This is a genomic window from Listeria sp. LM90SB2 (assembly GCF_028867355.1).
In the GTDB taxonomy this organism is placed as follows: domain Bacteria; phylum Bacillota; class Bacilli; order Lactobacillales; family Listeriaceae; genus Listeria; species Listeria monocytogenes_B.
Genome location: NZ_CP046449.1, coordinates 2245978 through 2266093, shown reverse-complemented (window position 1 = coordinate 2266093; position 20116 = coordinate 2245978). Strand labels below are relative to the sequence as shown.

Genomic DNA, 20116 nt, shown 5'->3' with positions numbered 1-20116 from the left:
CTCGTTTCAAGTTACAAAGAAGGAAAATAATATAACAAATATGTAAGAATTATAAGATTGGATTTTTAGTCTGAATAATATGAAGAAGTTGCTCTGACATAAACGCCGGTGAATGAGCAAAACTTTCTTCTGCCCAAAAAACAATCATGCCGAAAATCGCATGTGCTTGATAAGATGCAAGTAACATGGGCTCTATACTCGAACTGTCAGCTGAATAATCAAAGTCATTTAAAATCAGTTCCCGAATAACGTCACAAACTTGATTTTGAAAACTGGGACGGATTGTCGATTTTATAACTTGTGTATAAAAAGCTTGATGACCGTATACATGATCAAAAATTTTTATCATGGAAGGTGTAAGTGTTTGAATGGAAAAAGGCGTCTTATGTGTATAAGGGTCTTGATACGCTTTTTGTAAATCAGCCAGCACTTCATCAATAATACTATCTAAAAGTTCTTCTTTGTCACGGTAATGTTTATAGAACGTGCCTCGATTAACATCTGCTACTGTAACAATATCCGTAATCGTAATCTGTTGAAAAGTTTTTTCATCAAGAAGAGTAAATAAAGCTTGGTTTAAGGCTTGTTTTGTTTTTTTAATCCTTCTATCCATCATTTGAAACTCCCATCCGAGAAAATTTCCTACTACTATACATATAACGCAAAAGTGTTGCTTAATCAACAAAACAGGCTTTCTTTACATATTGATAGCGCTTTATATCGGAGCTATAATTAAAATAAGAAGGAGAGAAATTTTATCCTTTTTAGCGTAACAAAAGTGAAGGAGGAAATAACAATGGGGAAATTAAATGGAAAAGTAGCCGTAGTAACTGGTGCAGCGTCTGGAATGGGGCAACAAATTGCGATTCTTTTTGCGAAAGAAGGGGCGAAGGTTGTTGTTGCGGATTTAAATTTAGAAGCGGCACAAAAAACAGTAGCGTTAATTGAAAAAGAACAAGGTACATCACTTGCGGTTGTTGCGAATGTCACGAAACAAGACGATATTGAAAGCATGATTAACAAAGCTACTGAGACATACGGCACGTTAGATATTTTAGTAAACAATGCGGGCATCATGGATAATTTTGTTCCAGCCGGCGAATTAACTGATGAACTTTGGGATAAAGTGTTTGCGATAAATACAACTGGTGTAATGCGAGCAACTAGAAAAGCACTTCATATCTTTGAAGAAAAAGGACAAGGGGTTATCGTTAATATCGCATCTGCTGGAGGTTTGTTTGGTTCAAGAGCAGGGGCAGCGTATACAGCTTCTAAACATGCTGTCGTTGGTTTTACAAAAAATGTTGGTTTCCAGTATGCTAATAAAAATATTCGCTGTAATGCTATAGCACCTGGAGCTGTAAATACAAATATTGGTACTACTATTTATGCTCCAGATCAATTTGGGCAAGAACGAGCTATGATTGGAATGGGAACAAATCCTCGAGCTGGTGATGCTTCTGAAATCGCCAAAGTAGCTCTATTTTTAGCTTCGGATGATGCTAGTTTTGTAAACGGGACGGTAATTACAGCAGACGCTGGTTGGACAGCTTACTAAAAATATAAAAAATCCGCATGAGAGAATTATTTTCTTTTGCGGATTTTTTATGAGAAAATAGAAAGATGGATATTTTTTAACAACTTCGCGTTTAGGGGTTGTTTCTTTGTGTAGAGAGAATGAATAGTTGTGAGCATAATGGGGTATTAAATAACAAAGTGAAAGGCGGGGATGCTTTTTGGTTCAACAGTTGGTAAGTAATGCAGCGATATTACTCGCAGGATTTTATATTATTTCTTTAGTCTATAAAGAACCAATTACGAAAGAATTATCGATAAATAGAAAAATGGTGATAGGCGTATGGGCAGGGCTACTAGGATTTGCGCTAATGATTTTTGGGATACCGATTTCAAATAATGTAATTGTTGATTTGCGTCATATCCCTATTATTATGGTGGGTTTTTATGGCGGGCCCATTCCGGCAATTGTTTCGGCGGTCATTATTACAACTTCACGATTTTTAATTTCAGTGAATTCTGCAGCGATGATGGCTGGTGTAATCATGATGCTGATTGGCATTATAACAGCTCTTTTCAGCAAACGCTTAGAAAAATATAATATTTGGGGCGTTTTTATTTTGAATATTATTGCGTGTGGTTTTGTAGTCGTTAACTTACATTTGATTTTAGCAAAAGAGCCAGACTTCTGGATAAATATGTTTATATTTGTATCGATCGCGCTTGTAATTGGCGCTGTTTCCGCAGGTTTAATGAAGAATATGATTAAATCAAAGCAATTGTTTCAAAAATACGAACAAGACTCTACGCTCGATTATCTGACGCGGTTATCAAATGTAAGGCAATTTGATGAAAAAATCAACCATGTAATGGACGATGGAAGTAGGCAAGTGACATTAATGTTAATCGATATTGATTACTTTAAAAATATTAACGATACATACGGCCATGACGCTGGTGATGCCATTTTGAAACAATTAGCTATTATTTTAAAACGAAACACATCAGATGGTTCTGAGGCATTTAGAAACGGCGGGGAAGAATTTTCCATTGTCTTATTAGATTGTCCGATTGAAAAAGGTAATTTTTTTGCTGAACAAGTGCGAAAAGAAACGGAAGATCACGATTTTATGATACCGAGTGGAAAACTAGTGAAAATTACAATTTCCGTTGGGGTTAGCAGTAGTAAAGATGGTGCTAATACAAGTGAAGGATTATTTAAATCTGCTGATGAAGCGCTGTATAAAGCAAAATTAACCGGGCGAAACCGAGTATGTATTGCAGATGAAAATTAGCTTGTCGCAAAAAAACGAGTACTTCTAGTAGATAGCTTATGTTATAATAGATTGTGTAATGATGAGCAAATAACTAGGAAACTAGTCCAAAAGGATGAGCTTTTAATGTTTGACTTAATGGATAACTTGCTGGGAGTACAGTCATTTGGTGAATTAAATAAGGACATGCCAACGACACTTTTTGTCACGGATGCAGATGGTAATATTTTAATTTCTAATAAATTCACTGCGCTCACAGTTGGAATGTCGCTCGAAGAATTGCTTCGTTGTAATGTAAGAGACCTAGTGGAAGACGGTGTATACAATGATTCTGTCACACTAGAAGCAATCCGCACAAAACAAAAGAAAACAAAAGTGATCAATACGAAGAAAGGTTTTAGCATCCGCTCGACTTCTACGCCAATACTTTATCCTGATGGCACGGTGCATTTAGTTGTTACTATGTCAGATGAAACGCAACCAGATAGTTTTAAAACATGGCGTGGTGAGGCAATTTCGGGGAATAAAGAGTCGCTTCTTCTTGAGGATTATAAAGAAAATGATGGCACTGTGATAGTAGCAGAGAGCGTCGCGATGAAGCAGATAGTTCGTGTGTGCAACCAGATCGCTCCGTTTGACAGTAAAGTCTTATTATACGGCGAGTCCGGTACTGGTAAAGAAGTCTTGTCGCGCTATATTCATGAAAAAAGTGAACAAGCTGCTGGACCTTTTATCTCGATTAACTGTGCGGCAATCCCAAAAGCATTATTTGAATCTGAGCTTTTTGGACATGAAAAAGGTTCATTTACCGGTGCGGATATTGAAAAACCCGGGATGCTTGAACTAGCTGATGGTGGCACATTATTTTTAGATGAAATTTCTGAAATGCCACTAGAGCTACAAGCGAAAATGCTCCGAGTGCTTGAAACTGGAGAGGTAAGAAGGCTTGGTTCAACAACCGAAACGAAACGCCGCTTTAGACTGATTTCAGCGACCAATCGAAACCTTGGGGAAATGGTTGAAAAAGGAACATTTAGGCGTGATTTATATTATCGTATTAATGTTGTGCCGGTTCACATTCCAGCACTCAGAGAGCGACCGCAAGATATTATTGGTCTTGCACGTCAGTTCATACAAAAATTCAATCAAAAATACCAAAAAGATTTTCAGTTAAGTGGCGATAAAACGAAAGAATTACTTTCTCATAATTGGCCAGGAAATGTTCGTGAACTTAGAAACCAGATTGAGCGATTAGTTGTTATGTCTGGAAATAAAGAAGTGACTGTTGCAGAAATAGATGATTTCGCACTAGACTTACATTTTAAAGAACAAACAAAAAAAGACTCACTTTATTTGAAAGATTATTTGCAAGACGTGGAAAAACATTTTATATTGCGAGTGCTCGAAGAAAGTAATGGAAACGTGACAAAAGCTGCTAGTACACTTGGAATTCATCGTTCTGTTTTATATCGAAAACTAAAAACACTTCATTAAATAGAAGGCCTAATCGGATTTTGCGATTAGGCCTTTTTTGTTGCGTTTTCGCGACTTCTGTTTGTAAAAACCATCATTTTGACGTCTCTTTTTTGCGACAATAAATAATATTTGAATTTATAAAGTGCTTTATAGAGCCATTTTTGATGTTGGCACGAAAGTTGCTTTATAAAGATCTGCATGTCATTACAAATATATGTGAATAATTGAACAATGAGGAGTGAGGAATTTGTCAAAAGTAATAAAAGCTAGTGAAGCAGCAAAATTATTAAAAGATGGCGATACTGTTGCTTTTAGTGGTTTCGGTTTAGCTTGTGTTAATGAAGAAATGGCTATCGCGGTTGAAAAGCGTTTTTTAGAAGAAGGGGCACCGCGTAATCTAACAGTTATGCATGCTAGTGCGCTTGGCGATCGCAGGGAAAAAGGAATGAGTCACTGGGGACATGAAGGATTAATTAAACGCTGGATTGGCGGAATTGCGATTGCTTCTCCTAAAATGGCGAAACTAATTGAAGAAGACAAATGTGAAGCATACAATTTGCCACAAGGTGTAATTACGCAACTGTATCGTGAAATTGCAGCTAAACGGCCAGGCGTGATTACAAAAATTGGCATGGGAACATTTGTAGATCCACGTATTGAAGGGGCAAAAATGTCTGCGAGTTCTAAAGACAACTTAGTAGAGCTATTGACGATTCACGACGAAGAATGGCTATTTTATCCAAGTTTCCCAATTCAAGTTGCGCTCATTCGCGGAACTGTGGCTGATGAATTTGGGAACTTAACGTTAGAAAAAGAAGGCTTACATATGGAAGTCTTACCAATTGCACAGGCAGTTCGAAATTCAGGCGGAATTGTAATCGCTCAAGTAGAATCTGTTGCGAAAAAAGGATCGCTTAATCCTAAAGATGTTAGAGTTCCAGGAATTTTGGTTGATCATATTATTATTTCAGAACCGGAAAATCATTTCCAAACTGAAAATACACAGTACAACCCAGCTTTTTCAGGGCATATTCAAGTTCCGCTTGGAGATATTGAGCCACTTCCGTTAGATGACCGTAAAGTAATTGCGCGTCGTTCAGCAGCAGAACTAGAACCACAAACTATTCTAAATTTAGGTGTAGGAATTCCGGTGAACGTATCAACTGTAGCAGCGGAAGAGGGCGTGAGTGATCAATTAATACTAACAACGGAAGCTGGTTCTGTTGGTGGTGTTCCAGCAGGTTTAGCAGATTTCGGTCATGCTTATAACAGTGAAGCTATTGTCGATCATCATTCGCAGTTCGATTTTTACGATGGTGGAGGACTCGATTTATCCGTACTTGGTTTGGCGCAAACCGACGAATCCGGTAATGTGAATGTCAGCAAGTTTGGCTCAAGAGTTGCTGGCTGCGGTGGATTTATTAATATCTCCCAATCAGCGAAAAAATTAATTTTTGCCGGAACTTTTACAGCAGGTGGATTAAAGACGCGTGTAGCTGACGGAAAATTAGAGATTTTACAAGAAGGAAAAGCTAAAAAGTTTATCAAACAAGTTCAACAAATCACATTTAGTGGCGAATACGCTTCAACGACCGACCAAATCATCCTCTATGTGACAGAGCGAGCTGTATTCCGTTTAGAAAATGGCAAAATGGTTCTAACAGAAATCGCGCCAGGAGTAGATTTAGAAAAAGATATCCTTGGACAAATGGAATTCGAACCTGTTATTGCGAGTGATTTAAAAGTAATGGATAGCGGTATGTTTAGTGAACAATGGGGCGGCTTAAAAACTATTATTGAAAAACAAACAAGAGAGGGAGTATCTATATGACAAAAGAAATAAACCGTTGGGGAGTCTTAATTGGCTCTGTTGGTGTTCTGCTTTGTACCGGTGCGGTATATGCATTTAGTGTTTTTGCTGGACCGCTAAGTGCCGCTCACGGTTGGACAATTCCGCAAGTTATGATGGCATTTACAATTAATGCGGCGATTGGACCAATTCCAACTATTTTAGGTGGGATTTTAACGGATAAAGGGAAAGCAAAATGGGCTATTTTAATTGGGGGAATCCTGTTTGGGCTTGGTTTTGCGTTAACAGGATTTGCTACTTCAACGACGATGCTTTATTTGTCTTATGGTGTCCTTGCTGGGCTTGGACAAGGTTTTGCGTATTCAGGATGTCTTAGTAACACGATTCGTCTTTTCCCAGATAAACGTGGTCTTGCTTCTGGACTTATTACTGCAGGAATGGGTGGAGCGACAATCATTGCTGCACCGATTGCGAACCACTTAATTGAAACATATAACGTAATGACAGCATTTAAAATTATGGGAGCTGTTTATATCGCAGTTGTCATTGGATGTAGTTTCCTTATTCGCGTCGCACCAGCTGGTTATGCACCAAAAGGTTGGACACCGCCTGCTAATAATGCAGCTGGTATGGTAAATGTACCTTGGACGGGAATGGTTCGAACAGTTACTTTTTATCTGATTCTTTTAATGCTAGGTATTGGCGCATTTTCCGGTCTGATGATTGCTTCTAATGCATCCTTAATTGGTCAAAATATGTTTGGCTTGACGGCTGCATCGGCTGCTGCTTACGTTAGTATTTATTCACTAAGCAACTGTTTAGGTCGAGTAGTTTGGGGCGCTGTATCTGACCGTCTAGGTAGATCTAATACATTGATGATTATCTATACAGTGATTGCTTTATCTTTACTAGCACTTGCAACGCTTCAATCTGTTGTTGGATTTGTTATCGGAATTATTGGACTTGGACTTTGCTTTGGTGGAACAATGGGCGTTTTCCCGTCTATCGTTATGGAAAATTACGGTCCGAAAAATCAAGGCGTCAACTACGGAATCGTCTTCATTGGTTATTCCACAGCGGCCTTCTTTGCACCAAAAATGGCAGCGCAAATCGCCGGTCAAAACGGTGGCGACTTCACACAAGCTTTCTATATAGCTATCGCACTTGCTGCTGTAGGACTTTGCATTAATATTGTTTATAAATTACGTGAGAAAAAACAACCAACTAAAGAATTAGCGTAAAAATAGAGAGGAGAAAAGAAAATGAGTTTAACTGAAATGCTACAAATCAAATATCCAATTTTACAAGGGGCAATGGCACAAATTGCCACATATGAATTAGCTTCCGCGGTATCAAATGCAGGTGGGCTAGGAATTATCGCATCAGGTGGAATGTCAGCAGACACATTACGAGAACAAATTCGCCTTTGTAAAGAAAAGACAACAAAACCGTTCGCTGTAAATATCATGCTGATGATGCCAAATTGTCCAGAACTTGTCGATGTTATTATTGAAGAAGATGTGCGAGTTGTTACAACTGGGGCAGGCACGCCTAAACCATTTATGGAAAAATTTAAAGCAGCTGGAATTAAAGTTATCGCCGTTATCCCGTCTGTGAAAATTGCTCAAAAAATGGAAGAAATCGGTGTGGACGCTGTTGTTGCAGAAGGGACAGAAGCCGGGGGACATGTCGGAGAAACAACAACGATGGCACTCGTTCGTCAAGTTGTTTCAGCAGTAAATATTCCTGTCATTGCAGCAGGCGGTATTGCAGATGGTCACGGAATGGCAGCTGTTTATGCGTTAGGCGCAAGCGGTGTCCAAATCGGCACACTTTTCCTTGTTGCTGAGGAATGTCCGGTTCCAGCTAGCTTTAAACAAGCGGTACTTGACGCAACGGATACAAGCACGACTGTAACAGGTCGTCGCAATGGTGCGCCAGTTAGAAGTATTAAAAACCCAATGATTCAAAAATATGTTGAACTAGAAAACGAAAATGCCTCCAGAGACAAATTAGAGGAATTAACACTTGGCTCTCTTAGAAAAGCAGTACATGAAGGTGACGTTGAGAATGGTTCAGTTATGGCTGGACAAATTTGTGGTATGTTAAAAGAAATTCGTTCCACTAGTGATATTATCGAAAGCCTCATGAAAGAATCTAAACAAGTTGCAAGCAATTTAGTGATTCAATAATAAAAAGAGTCAGTAATATCCTAGTGGATTTTGCTGACTCTTTTTTTATTTACGTCGATACATTTTTGTTAAGTCTACCATCAAATAAATAAGTAGAACAGCTGTAATGATGACAGCGATAAGGCTTGCTATATCATTATGGAATAAAATACTGATTCCATTAATTGCTAGTGCGATCAAAATTATAATAAAATATTTTCCCATTAAGCTTCTCCAGTTCTTCTAATTATAAAGCGCCATCTTGAATGATTTCTGTTTTATAACCATCTGGATCTGTTAAGAAATAATAGAATGGATCTTCGCCAGGTAGTCCTTTTAAATCTGTCACAGTAAAACCAGCTTCTTGGTGTTCTTTTAATAAAGCATGTACGTCCGGAACACCAACTGCTAAGTGACCATAACCATTTCCTAAATCGTAGGCTTCTTTTTGGTCGTAGTTGTACGTTAATTCTAGTTCAAAACCGCCTTCTTCAAACGCCATATATACTAATGTGAATTCGAAATCCGGGAAGTCCTTGCGGCGAACTTCTTTAAGTCCTAATGCTTTTTCGTAAAAAGTAATCGATTCTGTTAGGTTTTTTACGCGGATACATGTATGTAACATTTTTGCAGTCATTTTTATTCCTCCTTTTAAACTTCTTTCTTCATTGTAGTATATCTCGGAAATGAATACAAACAAGGAATATTGATGGAAGTAAGGTGGCTTTTTAGGTATAATGATGAATGTGAAGAAAGGCGGAAGTGAAATGACAAAAATCAAACGAATCATGACAGGAATAATCCAAGAAAATTGTTATATCATTTATCAAGATAAGGTAGCTTTAATTGTTGACCCAGGCGATGAAGCAAGTAAAATTGAAGCAGAAATTGCAAAACTTGAAGTAAAACCAGTGGCAGTTTTGTTAACTCATTGTCACTATGATCATATTGGTGCTTTAGAAGAGATTCGCAAAACATATAATATTCCAGTATATGTTAGCCCACTAGAGCAAGAATGGTTATCCAATCCAGAATTAAATTTATCTGCGCACATAGCTGGTAAAGCAATTATAGCGCAACCGGCAGAAAATGAATTTACGTTAGGTGAATATAGTATAGAAGGTTTTCGTTTTAAAGTAGTACCGACACCAGGGCATTCTATCGGAAGCGTTAGTTTTATTTTCGATGATTTTGTCGTAGTTGGCGACGCTTTGTTTAAAGGTAGTATCGGTCGTACGGATTTATACACAGGAGATTTCGATATGTTAATAAATAGTATTAAAACACAACTGTTTGTACTTCCAGATGACTTCCCAGCCTATTCAGGTCATGGTGATGCAACCACTATCGGTCATGAAAAGAAAACAAACCCATATTTTAACTAAAAAAGAACTTGCAGAAGCATTTATTCTGCAGTTTTTTTGTAATCAATGGAAAGGATGTTGGAAAATGCATTCAGATGAGGAAATTTTCAAAGAAACAACGCCAAAAGCATTACTACAATTACTAAAAAAAGATTACTACTTTCATGATTATTGTTATCAAGAAATTATTCCTAGAGGTAAAGAAATCAAGATGAATAATTCGAAAGGTTTCCAAATATACTTAGTCGAAAGCGGATACTTCTCTTATTGCCTCCAAAATGAATATGGAGATTCTGGGATTATTAGCTTTGTTGGTGGCGAAATAGCAATTAATTTAATTCCGATTATTAAAGAAGAACCAGAGGAGTCCGTACTGCGTAGTTTGACAGAAGTTCATTGTTGGGTACTTGATCCTGATTTTGTGGAACGTGTTTTGGATGAATCGGGTCAAAAAGCGAAATATCTATTATCTAACTTACTTTATACAAGAAAAGTTTATTTTAAAGCTAGTAAGCGTAATTTTATGAAGAAAGAACTTCGTATTAGAGCATGCTTAAAAGAGCTTGGTCTGTACATGGGCAGAGTAACAAAGGAAAAGGAATTCATTTTGCCTGATGAAATCAATAATTCTATTTTAGCCCAATATGCGAATACTACTCGAGAATATACGAATATTATTGTACTAAAACTACGAAAAGAAGGAATTCTCGATGATAGTCACAAACCGTGGGTCATTAAGAAAATAGACATACTTTAAAGAACAAAACTTAATATATATTGATTTTTACGTTAAAAAAGGTGGAAAAGTTAAAATATTACCTAAAAAAAGCATAGAAAAAATGTCACAAAAAGTACTTATTTAGACATATTATGCCCAAAAAAAGTTGATTTTAATGAACAAATAGTGAAAAAGTTCTTTTTTTATGATAGTAACGTTATTTTATTTAGCTTATTCCTTCTCTAGGGTGTTTTCATTGTGTGATATTATACTTTAGAGGAGGAATTTGCAATGAACACATTAGAAAAACGACAACATGAAATTTTGACCAATCCACTTCATTTTTGTAAGAAGTCTGGAGATTTTGCTAAGCATAGTATGAGTATTAAACTTTCTAAAAATGAACTGTTTGATGTTGATTTTGTTACAGGTATCTACTTTGTTGAAAAGGGTATTGTTATGAAAGGAACACAAATAGATGACTATATTGGGTACGATCAATTGCTAAAACCTGGAGATGTCTGTAATTTTTCATCTTTTATGTCTTCTGATTTAAAACGCAATATTGGTGCTCAATTACTCTCGCCAAGTTCTAGCGTCATCACGGCAGTAGACAGAGATTTTTTCATTTTTATGGTAGAAAAGCATGTTAGTGTAGAAGAATTTATGCTTTATCAAGCGAAAAAAGAAATTATGATACTGCAACGTCGCTGTTTGCTTAATACGCTTAAAGTGAAAGATCGCGTAAAACACTTGATTGCTGCAATTGGTTATGAATATGGTATTTCCAATGGAGATAACATTCAAATCCCGCAAGAATTATCTACTACATTTTTATCTAAATTCATGGGTATTACAAGAGAGTATCTTAGCTTAACTCTTAGTGAACTAAAAAAAGAAGATTACCTATTAAATACTAAAATACCTGTTGTTATAAATGTAGAAAAACTTTTTAATGAAATTCCCTATGAATCATTAATTTTATAAACTTAAGAAGATAGTTTAACGGCTGTCTTCTTTTTTATGCTAAAATGAAAGAAAAAAAGGAGTTTCACTATGAGCGAATACTTGGAAATTCCAGAATTAAATAAAGCTTTTCCTTTTCGTTCGTTTATTAATGAAGGGGAAGTTCTTGTTTATCCACACTGGCACAAAGAGATTGAAATTATTTATGCGCTAAAAGGTAGCCTTAATCTTGGCGTTAATGATATGCCAATTCAATTAAAAGAAGGAGAAATTCAAGTAATAAATGGCGGAGATGTGCATTATTTTTTAGCTTCGCCGAGTAGTGAGCGCATCGTTATCCAATTTGATTTAAGTTTATTTCAAGAAGAAATGCAAATGGATGGCCAAATGCAAACGTTGCGCGAAATGCTTACAGAAATGGCACATTTGAGCAGGGAATGGCCAGAAGAGACGGTTGCTAAAATGCAATCTTTAATTATGAATATCCATTCTGAGTCAAGCGGGGAAAAGCCTGGGAAGCATTATATTCTAAAAGCAGACCTACTAGCGATTATCGGCTTGATATACCGGGAAATTCCTCAAATCAAAACTCAACCCGATAGTGTGATTTCAGAAGATGCAGTCTTAAAATCTCAAGAAACATTACATAAATTAGATCAAATTTTTTCCTATGTCGAGAAACACTATCAAGAACCGGTCAGCTTACAAGAAGTAGCTGATTACACTGGATTTAGCACGTACTATTTCACAAAATTTTTCAAGCGAAATACTGGTATGACGTTTGTGACTTTTTTAAATGATTACCGCCTGAATAAAGCAAAATGGATGTTGTTAAATGAAGCTTTCCCTGTTACAGAAGTGGCCGAACTAGCAGGATTTAGTAGTGTAAAAACCTTTCATCATGCCTTTAAACGAGCAATGGGTGTAGCACCATTAAAATACAGAAAGACAATATACGGGAATAATTAAGCAATAAAATAGGAAGATTTACCTCTAGTAGTTTTGTATGATGTAACTATCAAAACTATTGGAGGTTTTTTATTATGACATTAAAAGTTGGAATTATAGGTTGTGGAGGCATTGCAAACGGGAAGCATATGCCAAGTTTATTAAAAGCTGAGAAAGCAGAAATGGTTGCTTTTTGCGATATCGTTTTAGAAAAAGCGGAAGCCGCAGCAAAAGAATTTGGTAGTGAAAATGCAAGCGTATACACAAGCTATATAGAATTACTCCAAGATAAATCCATCGATGTCATCCATGTTTGTACACCAAATATTTCTCATGCAGAAATTTCTATTGCGGCTATGGAAGCTGGAAAGCATGTTATGTGCGAGAAACCAATGGCAAAAACAACCGAAGAAGCGAAAAGCATGATTGAAGCTGCTAATCGTACAGGAAAAAAACTAACAATTGGTTACCAAAATAGATTCCGCAAAGACTCGGATTACTTGCACCAAGTTTGCGAGAACGGCGAACTAGGCGATATCTATTATGCAAAAGCAAAAGCGATTCGTCGCCGAGCTGTACCAACTTGGGGTGTGTTTTTAGATGAAGAAGCGCAGGGTGGCGGACCACTTATTGATATTGGAACACATGCGCTTGATTTAACGCTTTGGATGATGGACAATTATAAACCGAAATATGTAGTAGGAAACAGTTATCATAAACTTGCCAAAAAAGAAAATGCAGCAAATGCATGGGGCTCATGGGATCCAAATAAATTTACTGTAGAAGATTCCGCGTTTGGTTTTATCACAATGGAAAACGGCGCGACGATAGTATTAGAAGCAAGTTGGGCGCTTAACACACTCGATGTCGGTGAAGCAAGAACATCTCTATCGGGAACAGAAGGCGGCGCAGATATGGAAGACGGTTTACGAATTAACGGCGAAGCGCACAGCCAAATGTATGAAAAGAAAATTCAATTAGAAGCAGGCGGCGTTGATTTTTATGATGGAACTGGTGATGACCCAGCGTTAATCGAAGCAGAACAATGGTTAGAAGCAATTGAAAAAAATACAGATCCTGTTGTAAAACCAGAACAAGCACTTGTTGTAACACAAATCTTAGAAGCTATTTATGAATCATCGAAAACAGGACAACCAGTTTATTTTAATTAAGGAGGAAGTGCCTTTATGAAAGCAAAAATTGCGTTACAGTTGTGGAGTGTTAAGGAAGCTTGTGAAGATGATTTCTTTGGAACGTTAGAAAAAGTGGCGGAAATGGGTTATGACGGTGTGGAGTTTGCTGGTTATTACGGTAAATCCGCTAGTGAAATTAAAGCGAAATTGGCTGAACTCGGACTAGAAGTAGCAGGATCTCATATTAGTAAAGAACAGCTTGAAGCAGACTTAGAAAATGTCATTTTGTTCGAACGCGAATTGGGAAATGAATATATTATTTGCCCATATGCAGATTTTAAAACGAAGCAAGAATGGCTTGAATTCGGCGGCAGACTTCGTGAAATTACAACAACTATTCAACAAGCTGGGATGCATTTTGGTTATCATAATCATGCTCACGAATTAGATAAATTAGATGACGAAATTATTTTGGACAGTTTACTTAAAAATGTACCAGAGATGGTTGCAGAATTAGACACTTACTGGATTGAGTATGCGGGAATTGGGGTTATTCCTTTTATCGAAAAATATCGTAACCGGGTACCACTAATTCATATTAAAGATAAATCGAGAGCAAACAAGGAAAGCACTATTATCGGTGAAGGTGTTTTGGATGTGCCTGGTTTTGTTAAAACGGCGCTTCAATCTGGAACAACCTGGCTGATTATTGAACAAGAAGCATTTACGCAAGATCCGCTAACAAGTGTGGCCAAAGGTTATACGTATTTAGCGAATGTATTGGAGGAGAACTAATATGACACGTGTAACAGTATGGAATGAATTTTTACATGAAAAAGAAGATGATGCTGTGTTGGCTATTTATCCGAACGGAATTCATGGGCAAATCGCTAGCTTTCTAGAAAAAGCAGGCATTGAGGCAGGCACAGCTACTTTAGAAGAACCAGAACATGGCCTTACTGAAGAAGTATTAGCGAATACGGATGTACTGATTTGGTGGGGACACATGGGGCATGACCGCGTAGAAGATAGAATTGTCGATCGTGTGCAAAAACGCGTGTTAGAAGGCATGGGACTTGTCGTACTACATTCTGGTCATATGTCGAAAATCTTTATGCGCCTAATGGGAACAAGCTGTGATTTAAAATGGCGTGAAGCAAATGAAAGAGAGCGCCTTTGGGTAGTTGACCCGACGCATCCGATTGCAAAAGGGATTGGTGAATTTATCGAGTTGGACGAGGAAGAAATGTACGGCGAGCATTTTGATATCCCGACACCTGATGAACTAATTTTCTTAGGTTGGTTTGAAGGCGGCGAAGTTTTCCGAAGCGGGATTACCTACAAACGAGGAAATGGTCGGATTTTCTACTTCCAACCAGGCCATGAATCCTATCCAACCTATCACCATCCGGATATTCAGCAAGTAATTATTAACGGCGTACATTGGTGCGCGGAAGGTCGGAAGAATTATCCGGCATACGGAAATCACCAACCACTTGAAAAAATAGGGAGGAAATAAACATGAAATTAGGCGTATTTACACCATTATTTGCAAATTTATCATTGGATGAAATGTTAGATAAAGTAAAGGCGGCAGGACTTGATGCTGTCGAAATCGGGACGGGCGGGAACCCTGGAAATCATCACTGTCCAACCGATGAACTTTTAGCGAGTGAAGCAGCGCGGAAGGAATATTTAGATAAATTTACTAGTCGAGGATTAACAATTAGTGCTTTTAGTTGCCACGATAACCCGATTTCTCCTAATAAAGAGGAAGCGGCTGCATCTGATGAAATTTTGCGCAAATCAATCAAACTAGCCTCTTTAATGAATGTTCCGGTTGTTAATACATTTTCGGGAACAGCGGGAGATAGTGACGATGCCAAAGCGCCGAACTGGCCGGTTATTCCTTGGCCAACTGTTTATAGCGATATTAAAACTTGGCAATGGGAAACAAAATTAATCCCTTACTGGAAAGAAATTGGCGAACTTGCAGCAGCCAGTGGCGTTAAAATTGGTATCGAACTGCATGGTGGTTTCTTATGCCATACGCCATATACCATTTTAAAACTGCGGGAAGAAACAAATGATGCTATCGGGGTTAATTTAGACCCAAGTCATTTGTGGTGGCAAGGAATTGACCCAGTTGGCGCTATCAAAATCTTAGGAAAAGCTGGAGCGATTCATCATTTCCATGCTAAAGATACGTATTTAGATCAAGATAATATTAATATGTACGGTTTAACGGATATGCAACCATATGGTGATGTACAAACGAGAAGTTGGACATTCCGTTCGGTTGGTTGTGGGCACAGTTTGACAGAATGGTCGGACATTATGAGCGCGCTTAGAACATATGGTTATGATTATGTAGTCAGCATCGAGCACGAAGATCCATTAATGTCGATTGATGAAGGATTCGACCGTGCTGTTACAAACTTACAATCGATTTTAATTAAAGATAAACCACTGGATATGTGGTGGGCTTAACGATAAGAAAGGGTGTCTTAGGATGAAAAAATATCAATTAGTAATTATTGGTTACGGCGGGATGGGAAGCTATCATGTAACGCTTGCATCGGCTGCTAATAATTTGGAAGTTCACGGTGTATTCGACATTCTAGCAGAAAAACGTGAAGCCGCTGCCCAAAAAGGTTTGAAAATCTATGAAAGTTTTGAAGCGGTTTTAGCGGATGAAAAAGTAGATGCAGTTCTTATCGCGACACCGAATGATAGCCATAAAGAACTGGCGATTACTGCACTTGAAGCAGGCAAGCATGTTGTTTGCGAGAAACCAGTGACAATGACAAGCGAAGATTTACTAGCAATTATGGATGTGGCTAAAAGAGTAAATAAACATTTTATGGTGCATCAAAATAGACGTTGGGACGAAGATTTCCTGATTATTAAAGAAATGTTTGAACAAAAAACGATCGGTGAAATGTTCCACTTAGAATCACGTGTCCACGGAGCAAATGGTATTCCAGGAGATTGGCGTCATTTGAAAGCACATGGCGGCGGGATGGTACTTGATTGGGGTGTGCATCTACTTGACCAATTGTTATTCCTAGTAGACAGTAACGTGAAATCTGTATCTGCTAATCTAAGTTTTGCGCTTGGGGATGAAGTCGATGATGGCTTCGTCACGTTCATTACTTTCGAAAATGGCATTACCGCTCAAATTGAGGTAGGCACAACGAACTTCATTAAATTACCTCGCTGGTATGTCAAAGGTACAGAAGGAACTGGAATTATCCACGACTGGGATTTAAGCGGGGAAATCGTCAAACCAACCGCACTCGCTAAAACGTCTGAGCCAACGCCAATTAAAGCAGGGCAAGGGCTTACAAAAACAATGGCACCACCAAGCGAAGAAGCAACCAATACATTATCGCTTCCAGCACCTGCCAAATTAGCTCCATCTTTTTATAATAATTTTGTCGATGTTTTAAATAATACGAGTGAACCAATCGTTCAAAATGAAGAAGTTTATCAAGTTTTAAAATTGATTGAAGCCATATTTGAAGCGGCTGAGACAAATCGAACTATCCATTCTATTTAAAAAAGATGTTTTAGCTTCCTAAACTGTGGAAAACACTACTATGGAGATAAAGAATTCTTCATTAGAAAATATTCTAATTAGGAGGCAATATCAATGAGCGAAGATAAAGGCATGAAAGACAAAGCAAAAGGACTTAAAGACAAAGTAGTAGGTGACGCAAAAGACAAGTTCGGTAAAGCAACAGATGATAAAGGCAAACAAGTAGAAGGTAAAGCTCAAAAAGCTAAAGGCGAAGTAGAAGATAAAACTGGCGACGCTAAAAAGAAATTATCCGAATAAGTTAAAAAGAGCGGCTTGAATTTTTCAAGCCGCTCTTTTTTTGGTCCAATAATAGCAAAAGGTTTTGAATAATTTTACGGAGGTATAAAAAGAAAGTATGTGAAAATAAACGTGCAGGAGGAAACCGATAATGACAAAAAAAGTCTTACCAAAAGAAGCGTCTGAATTTACAAAGAAAGTGAATGAGAAAGTAAAAAAAGCTTTACCATTTGAGAACACGAAAGATTTTGAAGATGCAAAGAAAGGCTTTATTGGCACTTGGGATCATGTAAAAGTTGATACGGAAGATGGCCATGCAGTTTGGGATTTGGATGATTATAAGTTTATCGAAGGAGAAGCACCTGATTCTGTTAACCCAAGTTTGTGGCGTATCGCTCAACTTAATATGACAAATGGTTTATTCAAAGTAACGGACCGGGTTTATCAAGTACGCGGCTTTGATATGTCGAATACGACGATTATGGAAGGCGATACTGGCCTTGTCATTACAGATACATTAATGTCGGTTGAAACTGCCCGTGCGGCGCTTGAATTATACTTTGAGCATCGTCCGAAAAAACCTATTAAGGCGATTATTTATACGCATTCCCATGCCGATCATTACGGCGGTGTAGCGGGTCTAATTAGCAAAGAAGATGTAACCTCTGGAAAAGTGGCACTTATTGGACCTGAAGGCTTTATGGAAGCGGCGGTCAGCGAAAATATTTTTGCTGGAAATGCAATGATTCGTCGTGCGGAATTTATGTATGGTAGCCGTTTGTCACGCGGGGAATTAGGTCAAGTGGATGCAGGACTTGGTAAAACAGCGTCCAAAGGCCACATGTCCTTACTTGCTCCAAATGATACTATTACGTTTGATCATGAAAAACGCGTGGTTGATGGGATTGAAGTGGAATTCTTAATGGCGCCGAATACAGAAGCTCCATCAGAACATATGATGTATTTCCCGCAATTTAAACTACTTAATATTGCAGAAGATGCTGTTCATAACTTGCATAACATTTTAACATTACGTGGTGCGCAAATTCGTGACGCTTACGAGTGGTGGAAAGATATTGACAAAGCGATTCGTGCGTTTGGTGATAAATATGAAGTTTGTATCGGTCAACATCACTGGCCAACGTGGGGTAATGAAGAGATTAATGACATGCTTATTCACCAACGTGACGCTTATAAATATATGCATGACCAAACGCTTCATTTTATTAATAAAGGATTAACTGCCATTGAAGTGGCTGAAGCTGTGAAATTCCCTCCTGAACTAGAAGAAAAATGGTATTTACGAGGATACTACGGCACGCTTAACCATGATGTTAAAGCGATTTATCAATTTTATCTTGGTTGGTATAACGGAAATCCTGCTGACCTTTATCCGCTACCTCCAGAAGATGTGGCGAAAAAATACGTCGAGTTCATGGGTGGCGTTGATGAAGTAGTGAAAAAAGCGCGTGTATCCTATGAAGCGGGTGAATATCGCTGGGTTGCGGAAGTTGTCAAACATGCGGTTTTCGCAGACGGAGAAAACGGAGAAGCAAGAGCTCTTCTTGCAGATGCGTTAGAACAACTTGGCTATCAATCTGAGTCCGGACCATGGCGTAATGTATTTTTAGCCGGAGCAGACGAACTGAGAAATTCTGTCCCAGATGAAGTTATTTCTGGTGTTACACTGGATATTGTAGAAGGTATGCCGTTTAACTTGATTTTAGATTACATGGGTATTCGTTTAAATGGGGAAAGATCCATCGGTAAACGTATCTCCATGAACTGGAAATTAACAGATGTTGATGAGAATTATCATTTACTTGTAAATAATTCCGTACTTATTTATCGTGAAGGTGAAGTAGACGATAAAGCTGATTTAACTTTAACTACTACTCGTGATACATTTAATCATATTTTCGGTGGTGTGAAAAGCTTTGAAGCAGCATTTGCTGACCAAACAGCTAAATTAGAAGGAGACGCGAAGAAATTTGGGGAGTTTGCTTCCTTGTTAGATGAATTTAATCCTGTCTTCAATATTGTTACACCTTAATAAAAACAAAAAACGCTTTGTTTAGCCTTTTATCAGGCTATAACAAAGCGTTTTTATTTTTCAGCTAAATATTTAATTTTATCTGGTACGTTTTTGATTTTTTTATAATTAACAACCATTTTGTTCTCGCCAACAAGTACTTTGAATTGCTCGTTCTTAGTTAATTCTTTTTCTGAGTAGAAAGTTAGTTGTTTTTGTTTTCCTTTGTCATCATAAACATTCGATACATATTTGAACCCTTTGAATTGATTTTTTTGAACGGGTTTTCCTGCGTCTTCTACTTTTACGTAATAGGATTTCACTGCGGCGTCAGTTGGCATCGCATACTCCCAAATCGCGCAAACAGTTAGAAGAACTGCAGCTAATAATATTAAACCTCTTTTTTTAGTAAACATTTCTCCTTCATCCTTTCTTGATTTGTTTTATTACATTAAGTTTACAATGGAATGACAAAATTATCCCGTTTGTTAACTAACAAAATCCAGCGTTAATCTTACATTTTTGTCAGAAAGGTAACAAAAGTGAGTTTAAAAGATTGTGAAGTTACAAAACATCCTTTTTTTAACTACTAAATATAGAAACTAGCGAAAAAATAGGCACTAGAAGTAGTAGCATTTTTATACTTGAAATATGCTCGAAAACACACAAGTGCCGGAAAAAATTTTTTTATTTGCTGAAAACCTTGTTGTAATCATTGTTTAGACACTTTTCGTAATAAAACCAGAGTACTATATCTTGCATTCACAATGAAAAAGTTATACTATATATAGTATCGAAAGCGAAATATTGCTTCATCGCCTTTTAACTTTTATCAGGGGAATTTGCTCCTTTAAAAGTTAATTTTTTTGCTCCATGGAACGACCACAAT

At 37.6% G+C, this 20116-nt stretch carries 21 protein-coding genes; 17 read left to right on the top strand and 4 right to left on the bottom strand.

What is annotated here, in order from left to right; all coding sequences use genetic code 11:
- Nucleotides 1-49: 49 nt before the first annotated feature.
- Nucleotides 50-613 carry a TetR/AcrR family transcriptional regulator gene (locus tag GL301_RS11185; RefSeq protein WP_003727856.1) on the bottom strand — a complete coding sequence of 188 codons (564 nt, stop codon included), beginning with the start codon at nt 611-613 and terminating at the stop codon, nt 50-52.
- Between the two features lie 183 nt (nt 614-796).
- Between GL301_RS11185 and GL301_RS11180 the strand changes: the two genes are divergently transcribed.
- The 6 genes from GL301_RS11180 to GL301_RS11155 all read left to right on the top strand — a co-directional run bounded on the left by GL301_RS11180 (nt 797) and on the right by GL301_RS11155 (nt 8267).
- Entirely contained in the window at nt 797-1558 is a 762-nt protein-coding gene (locus GL301_RS11180; protein ID WP_003724592.1) for an SDR family oxidoreductase, read from the top strand.
- 178 nt (nt 1559-1736) lie between these two features.
- Complete coding sequence (locus tag GL301_RS11175) at nt 1737-2810, top strand: GGDEF domain-containing protein (RefSeq protein WP_003734383.1); 1074 nt, start codon at nt 1737-1739, stop codon at nt 2808-2810.
- A 105-nt stretch (nt 2811-2915) separates the two neighbouring features.
- On the top strand, nt 2916-4283 hold the full coding sequence (locus tag GL301_RS11170; protein ID WP_012681402.1) for a sigma-54 interaction domain-containing protein: 1368 nt from the start codon (nt 2916-2918) through the stop codon (nt 4281-4283).
- A 229-nt stretch (nt 4284-4512) separates the two neighbouring features.
- Nucleotides 4513-6096 (top strand): acyl CoA:acetate/3-ketoacid CoA transferase, encoded by a 1584-nt coding sequence (locus GL301_RS11165; RefSeq protein WP_003727859.1) that lies wholly within the window; start codon nt 4513-4515, stop codon nt 6094-6096.
- On the top strand, nt 6093-7316 hold the full coding sequence (locus GL301_RS11160; RefSeq protein WP_003724587.1) for an L-lactate MFS transporter: 1224 nt from the start codon (nt 6093-6095) through the stop codon (nt 7314-7316). Before GL301_RS11165 ends, GL301_RS11160 begins: the two co-directional genes overlap by 4 nt.
- Nucleotides 7317-7337: 21 nt before the next feature.
- Entirely contained in the window at nt 7338-8267 is a 930-nt protein-coding gene (locus tag GL301_RS11155; protein ID WP_003724586.1) for a DUF561 domain-containing protein, read from the top strand.
- Nucleotides 8268-8312: 45 nt separating this feature from the next.
- On the opposite strand, the gene GL301_RS11150 is transcribed toward GL301_RS11155, so the two are convergent.
- Together GL301_RS11150 and gloA are read right to left on the bottom strand one after the other, a co-directional pair.
- Nucleotides 8313-8471, bottom strand: a complete 159-nt coding sequence (locus GL301_RS11150) for a hypothetical protein (protein ID WP_003724585.1) — start codon at nt 8469-8471, stop codon at nt 8313-8315.
- Nucleotides 8472-8493: 22 nt separating this feature from the next.
- Nucleotides 8494-8883 (bottom strand): lactoylglutathione lyase, encoded by a 390-nt coding sequence (gloA, locus tag GL301_RS11145; RefSeq protein ID WP_003724584.1) that lies wholly within the window; start codon nt 8881-8883, stop codon nt 8494-8496.
- Nucleotides 8884-9013: 130 nt separating this feature from the next.
- Here gloA and GL301_RS11140 point away from each other — a divergent pair, with 130 nt between their 5' ends.
- From GL301_RS11140 to GL301_RS11090, 11 genes are all read left to right on the top strand, one after another.
- Nucleotides 9014-9631: an MBL fold metallo-hydrolase gene (locus GL301_RS11140; protein WP_003727860.1), complete on the top strand. Its 618-nt coding sequence runs from the start codon at nt 9014-9016 to the stop codon at nt 9629-9631.
- Nucleotides 9632-9695: 64 nt separating this feature from the next.
- Nucleotides 9696-10367 carry a cyclic nucleotide-binding domain-containing protein gene (locus GL301_RS11135; protein WP_010959015.1) on the top strand — a complete coding sequence of 224 codons (672 nt, stop codon included), beginning with the start codon at nt 9696-9698 and terminating at the stop codon, nt 10365-10367.
- Between the two features lie 252 nt (nt 10368-10619).
- A complete protein-coding gene (locus GL301_RS11130; RefSeq protein ID WP_003724582.1) occupies nt 10620-11315 on the top strand; it encodes a Crp/Fnr family transcriptional regulator in 696 nt (231 codons plus the stop codon).
- Between the two features lie 69 nt (nt 11316-11384).
- Nucleotides 11385-12263: an acid resistance transcriptional regulator GadR gene (gene gadR, locus GL301_RS11125; RefSeq protein WP_003724581.1), complete on the top strand. Its 879-nt coding sequence runs from the start codon at nt 11385-11387 to the stop codon at nt 12261-12263.
- A 74-nt stretch (nt 12264-12337) separates the two neighbouring features.
- The gene (locus GL301_RS11120; RefSeq protein ID WP_003724580.1) at nt 12338-13414 is read left to right on the top strand and encodes a Gfo/Idh/MocA family protein; all 1077 of its coding nucleotides are present in this window, start codon (nt 12338-12340) and stop codon (nt 13412-13414) included.
- A 15-nt stretch (nt 13415-13429) separates the two neighbouring features.
- On the top strand, nt 13430-14170 hold the full coding sequence (locus tag GL301_RS11115; RefSeq protein ID WP_003724579.1) for a sugar phosphate isomerase/epimerase family protein: 741 nt from the start codon (nt 13430-13432) through the stop codon (nt 14168-14170).
- Between the two features lies 1 nt (nt 14171).
- Nucleotides 14172-14894 carry a ThuA domain-containing protein gene (locus GL301_RS11110; RefSeq protein ID WP_003724578.1) on the top strand — a complete coding sequence of 241 codons (723 nt, stop codon included), beginning with the start codon at nt 14172-14174 and terminating at the stop codon, nt 14892-14894.
- A 2-nt stretch (nt 14895-14896) separates the two neighbouring features.
- Nucleotides 14897-15865, top strand: coding sequence for a sugar phosphate isomerase/epimerase family protein (locus GL301_RS11105; RefSeq protein ID WP_003730882.1), 969 nt, complete (start codon nt 14897-14899; stop codon nt 15863-15865).
- 22 nt (nt 15866-15887) lie between these two features.
- Entirely contained in the window at nt 15888-16937 is a 1050-nt protein-coding gene (locus GL301_RS11100; RefSeq protein WP_003724576.1) for a Gfo/Idh/MocA family protein, read from the top strand.
- Nucleotides 16938-17030: 93 nt separating this feature from the next.
- On the top strand, nt 17031-17216 hold the full coding sequence (locus GL301_RS11095; RefSeq protein ID WP_003722282.1) for a CsbD family protein: 186 nt from the start codon (nt 17031-17033) through the stop codon (nt 17214-17216).
- Between the two features lie 130 nt (nt 17217-17346).
- On the top strand, nt 17347-19248 hold the full coding sequence (locus GL301_RS11090; RefSeq protein WP_003724575.1) for an alkyl/aryl-sulfatase: 1902 nt from the start codon (nt 17347-17349) through the stop codon (nt 19246-19248).
- A gap of 53 nt (nt 19249-19301) precedes the next feature.
- On the opposite strand, the gene GL301_RS11085 is transcribed toward GL301_RS11090, so the two are convergent.
- The gene (locus GL301_RS11085; protein ID WP_003724574.1) at nt 19302-19643 is read right to left on the bottom strand and encodes a YxeA family protein; all 342 of its coding nucleotides are present in this window, start codon (nt 19641-19643) and stop codon (nt 19302-19304) included.
- Nucleotides 19644-20116 lie beyond the last annotated feature (473 nt).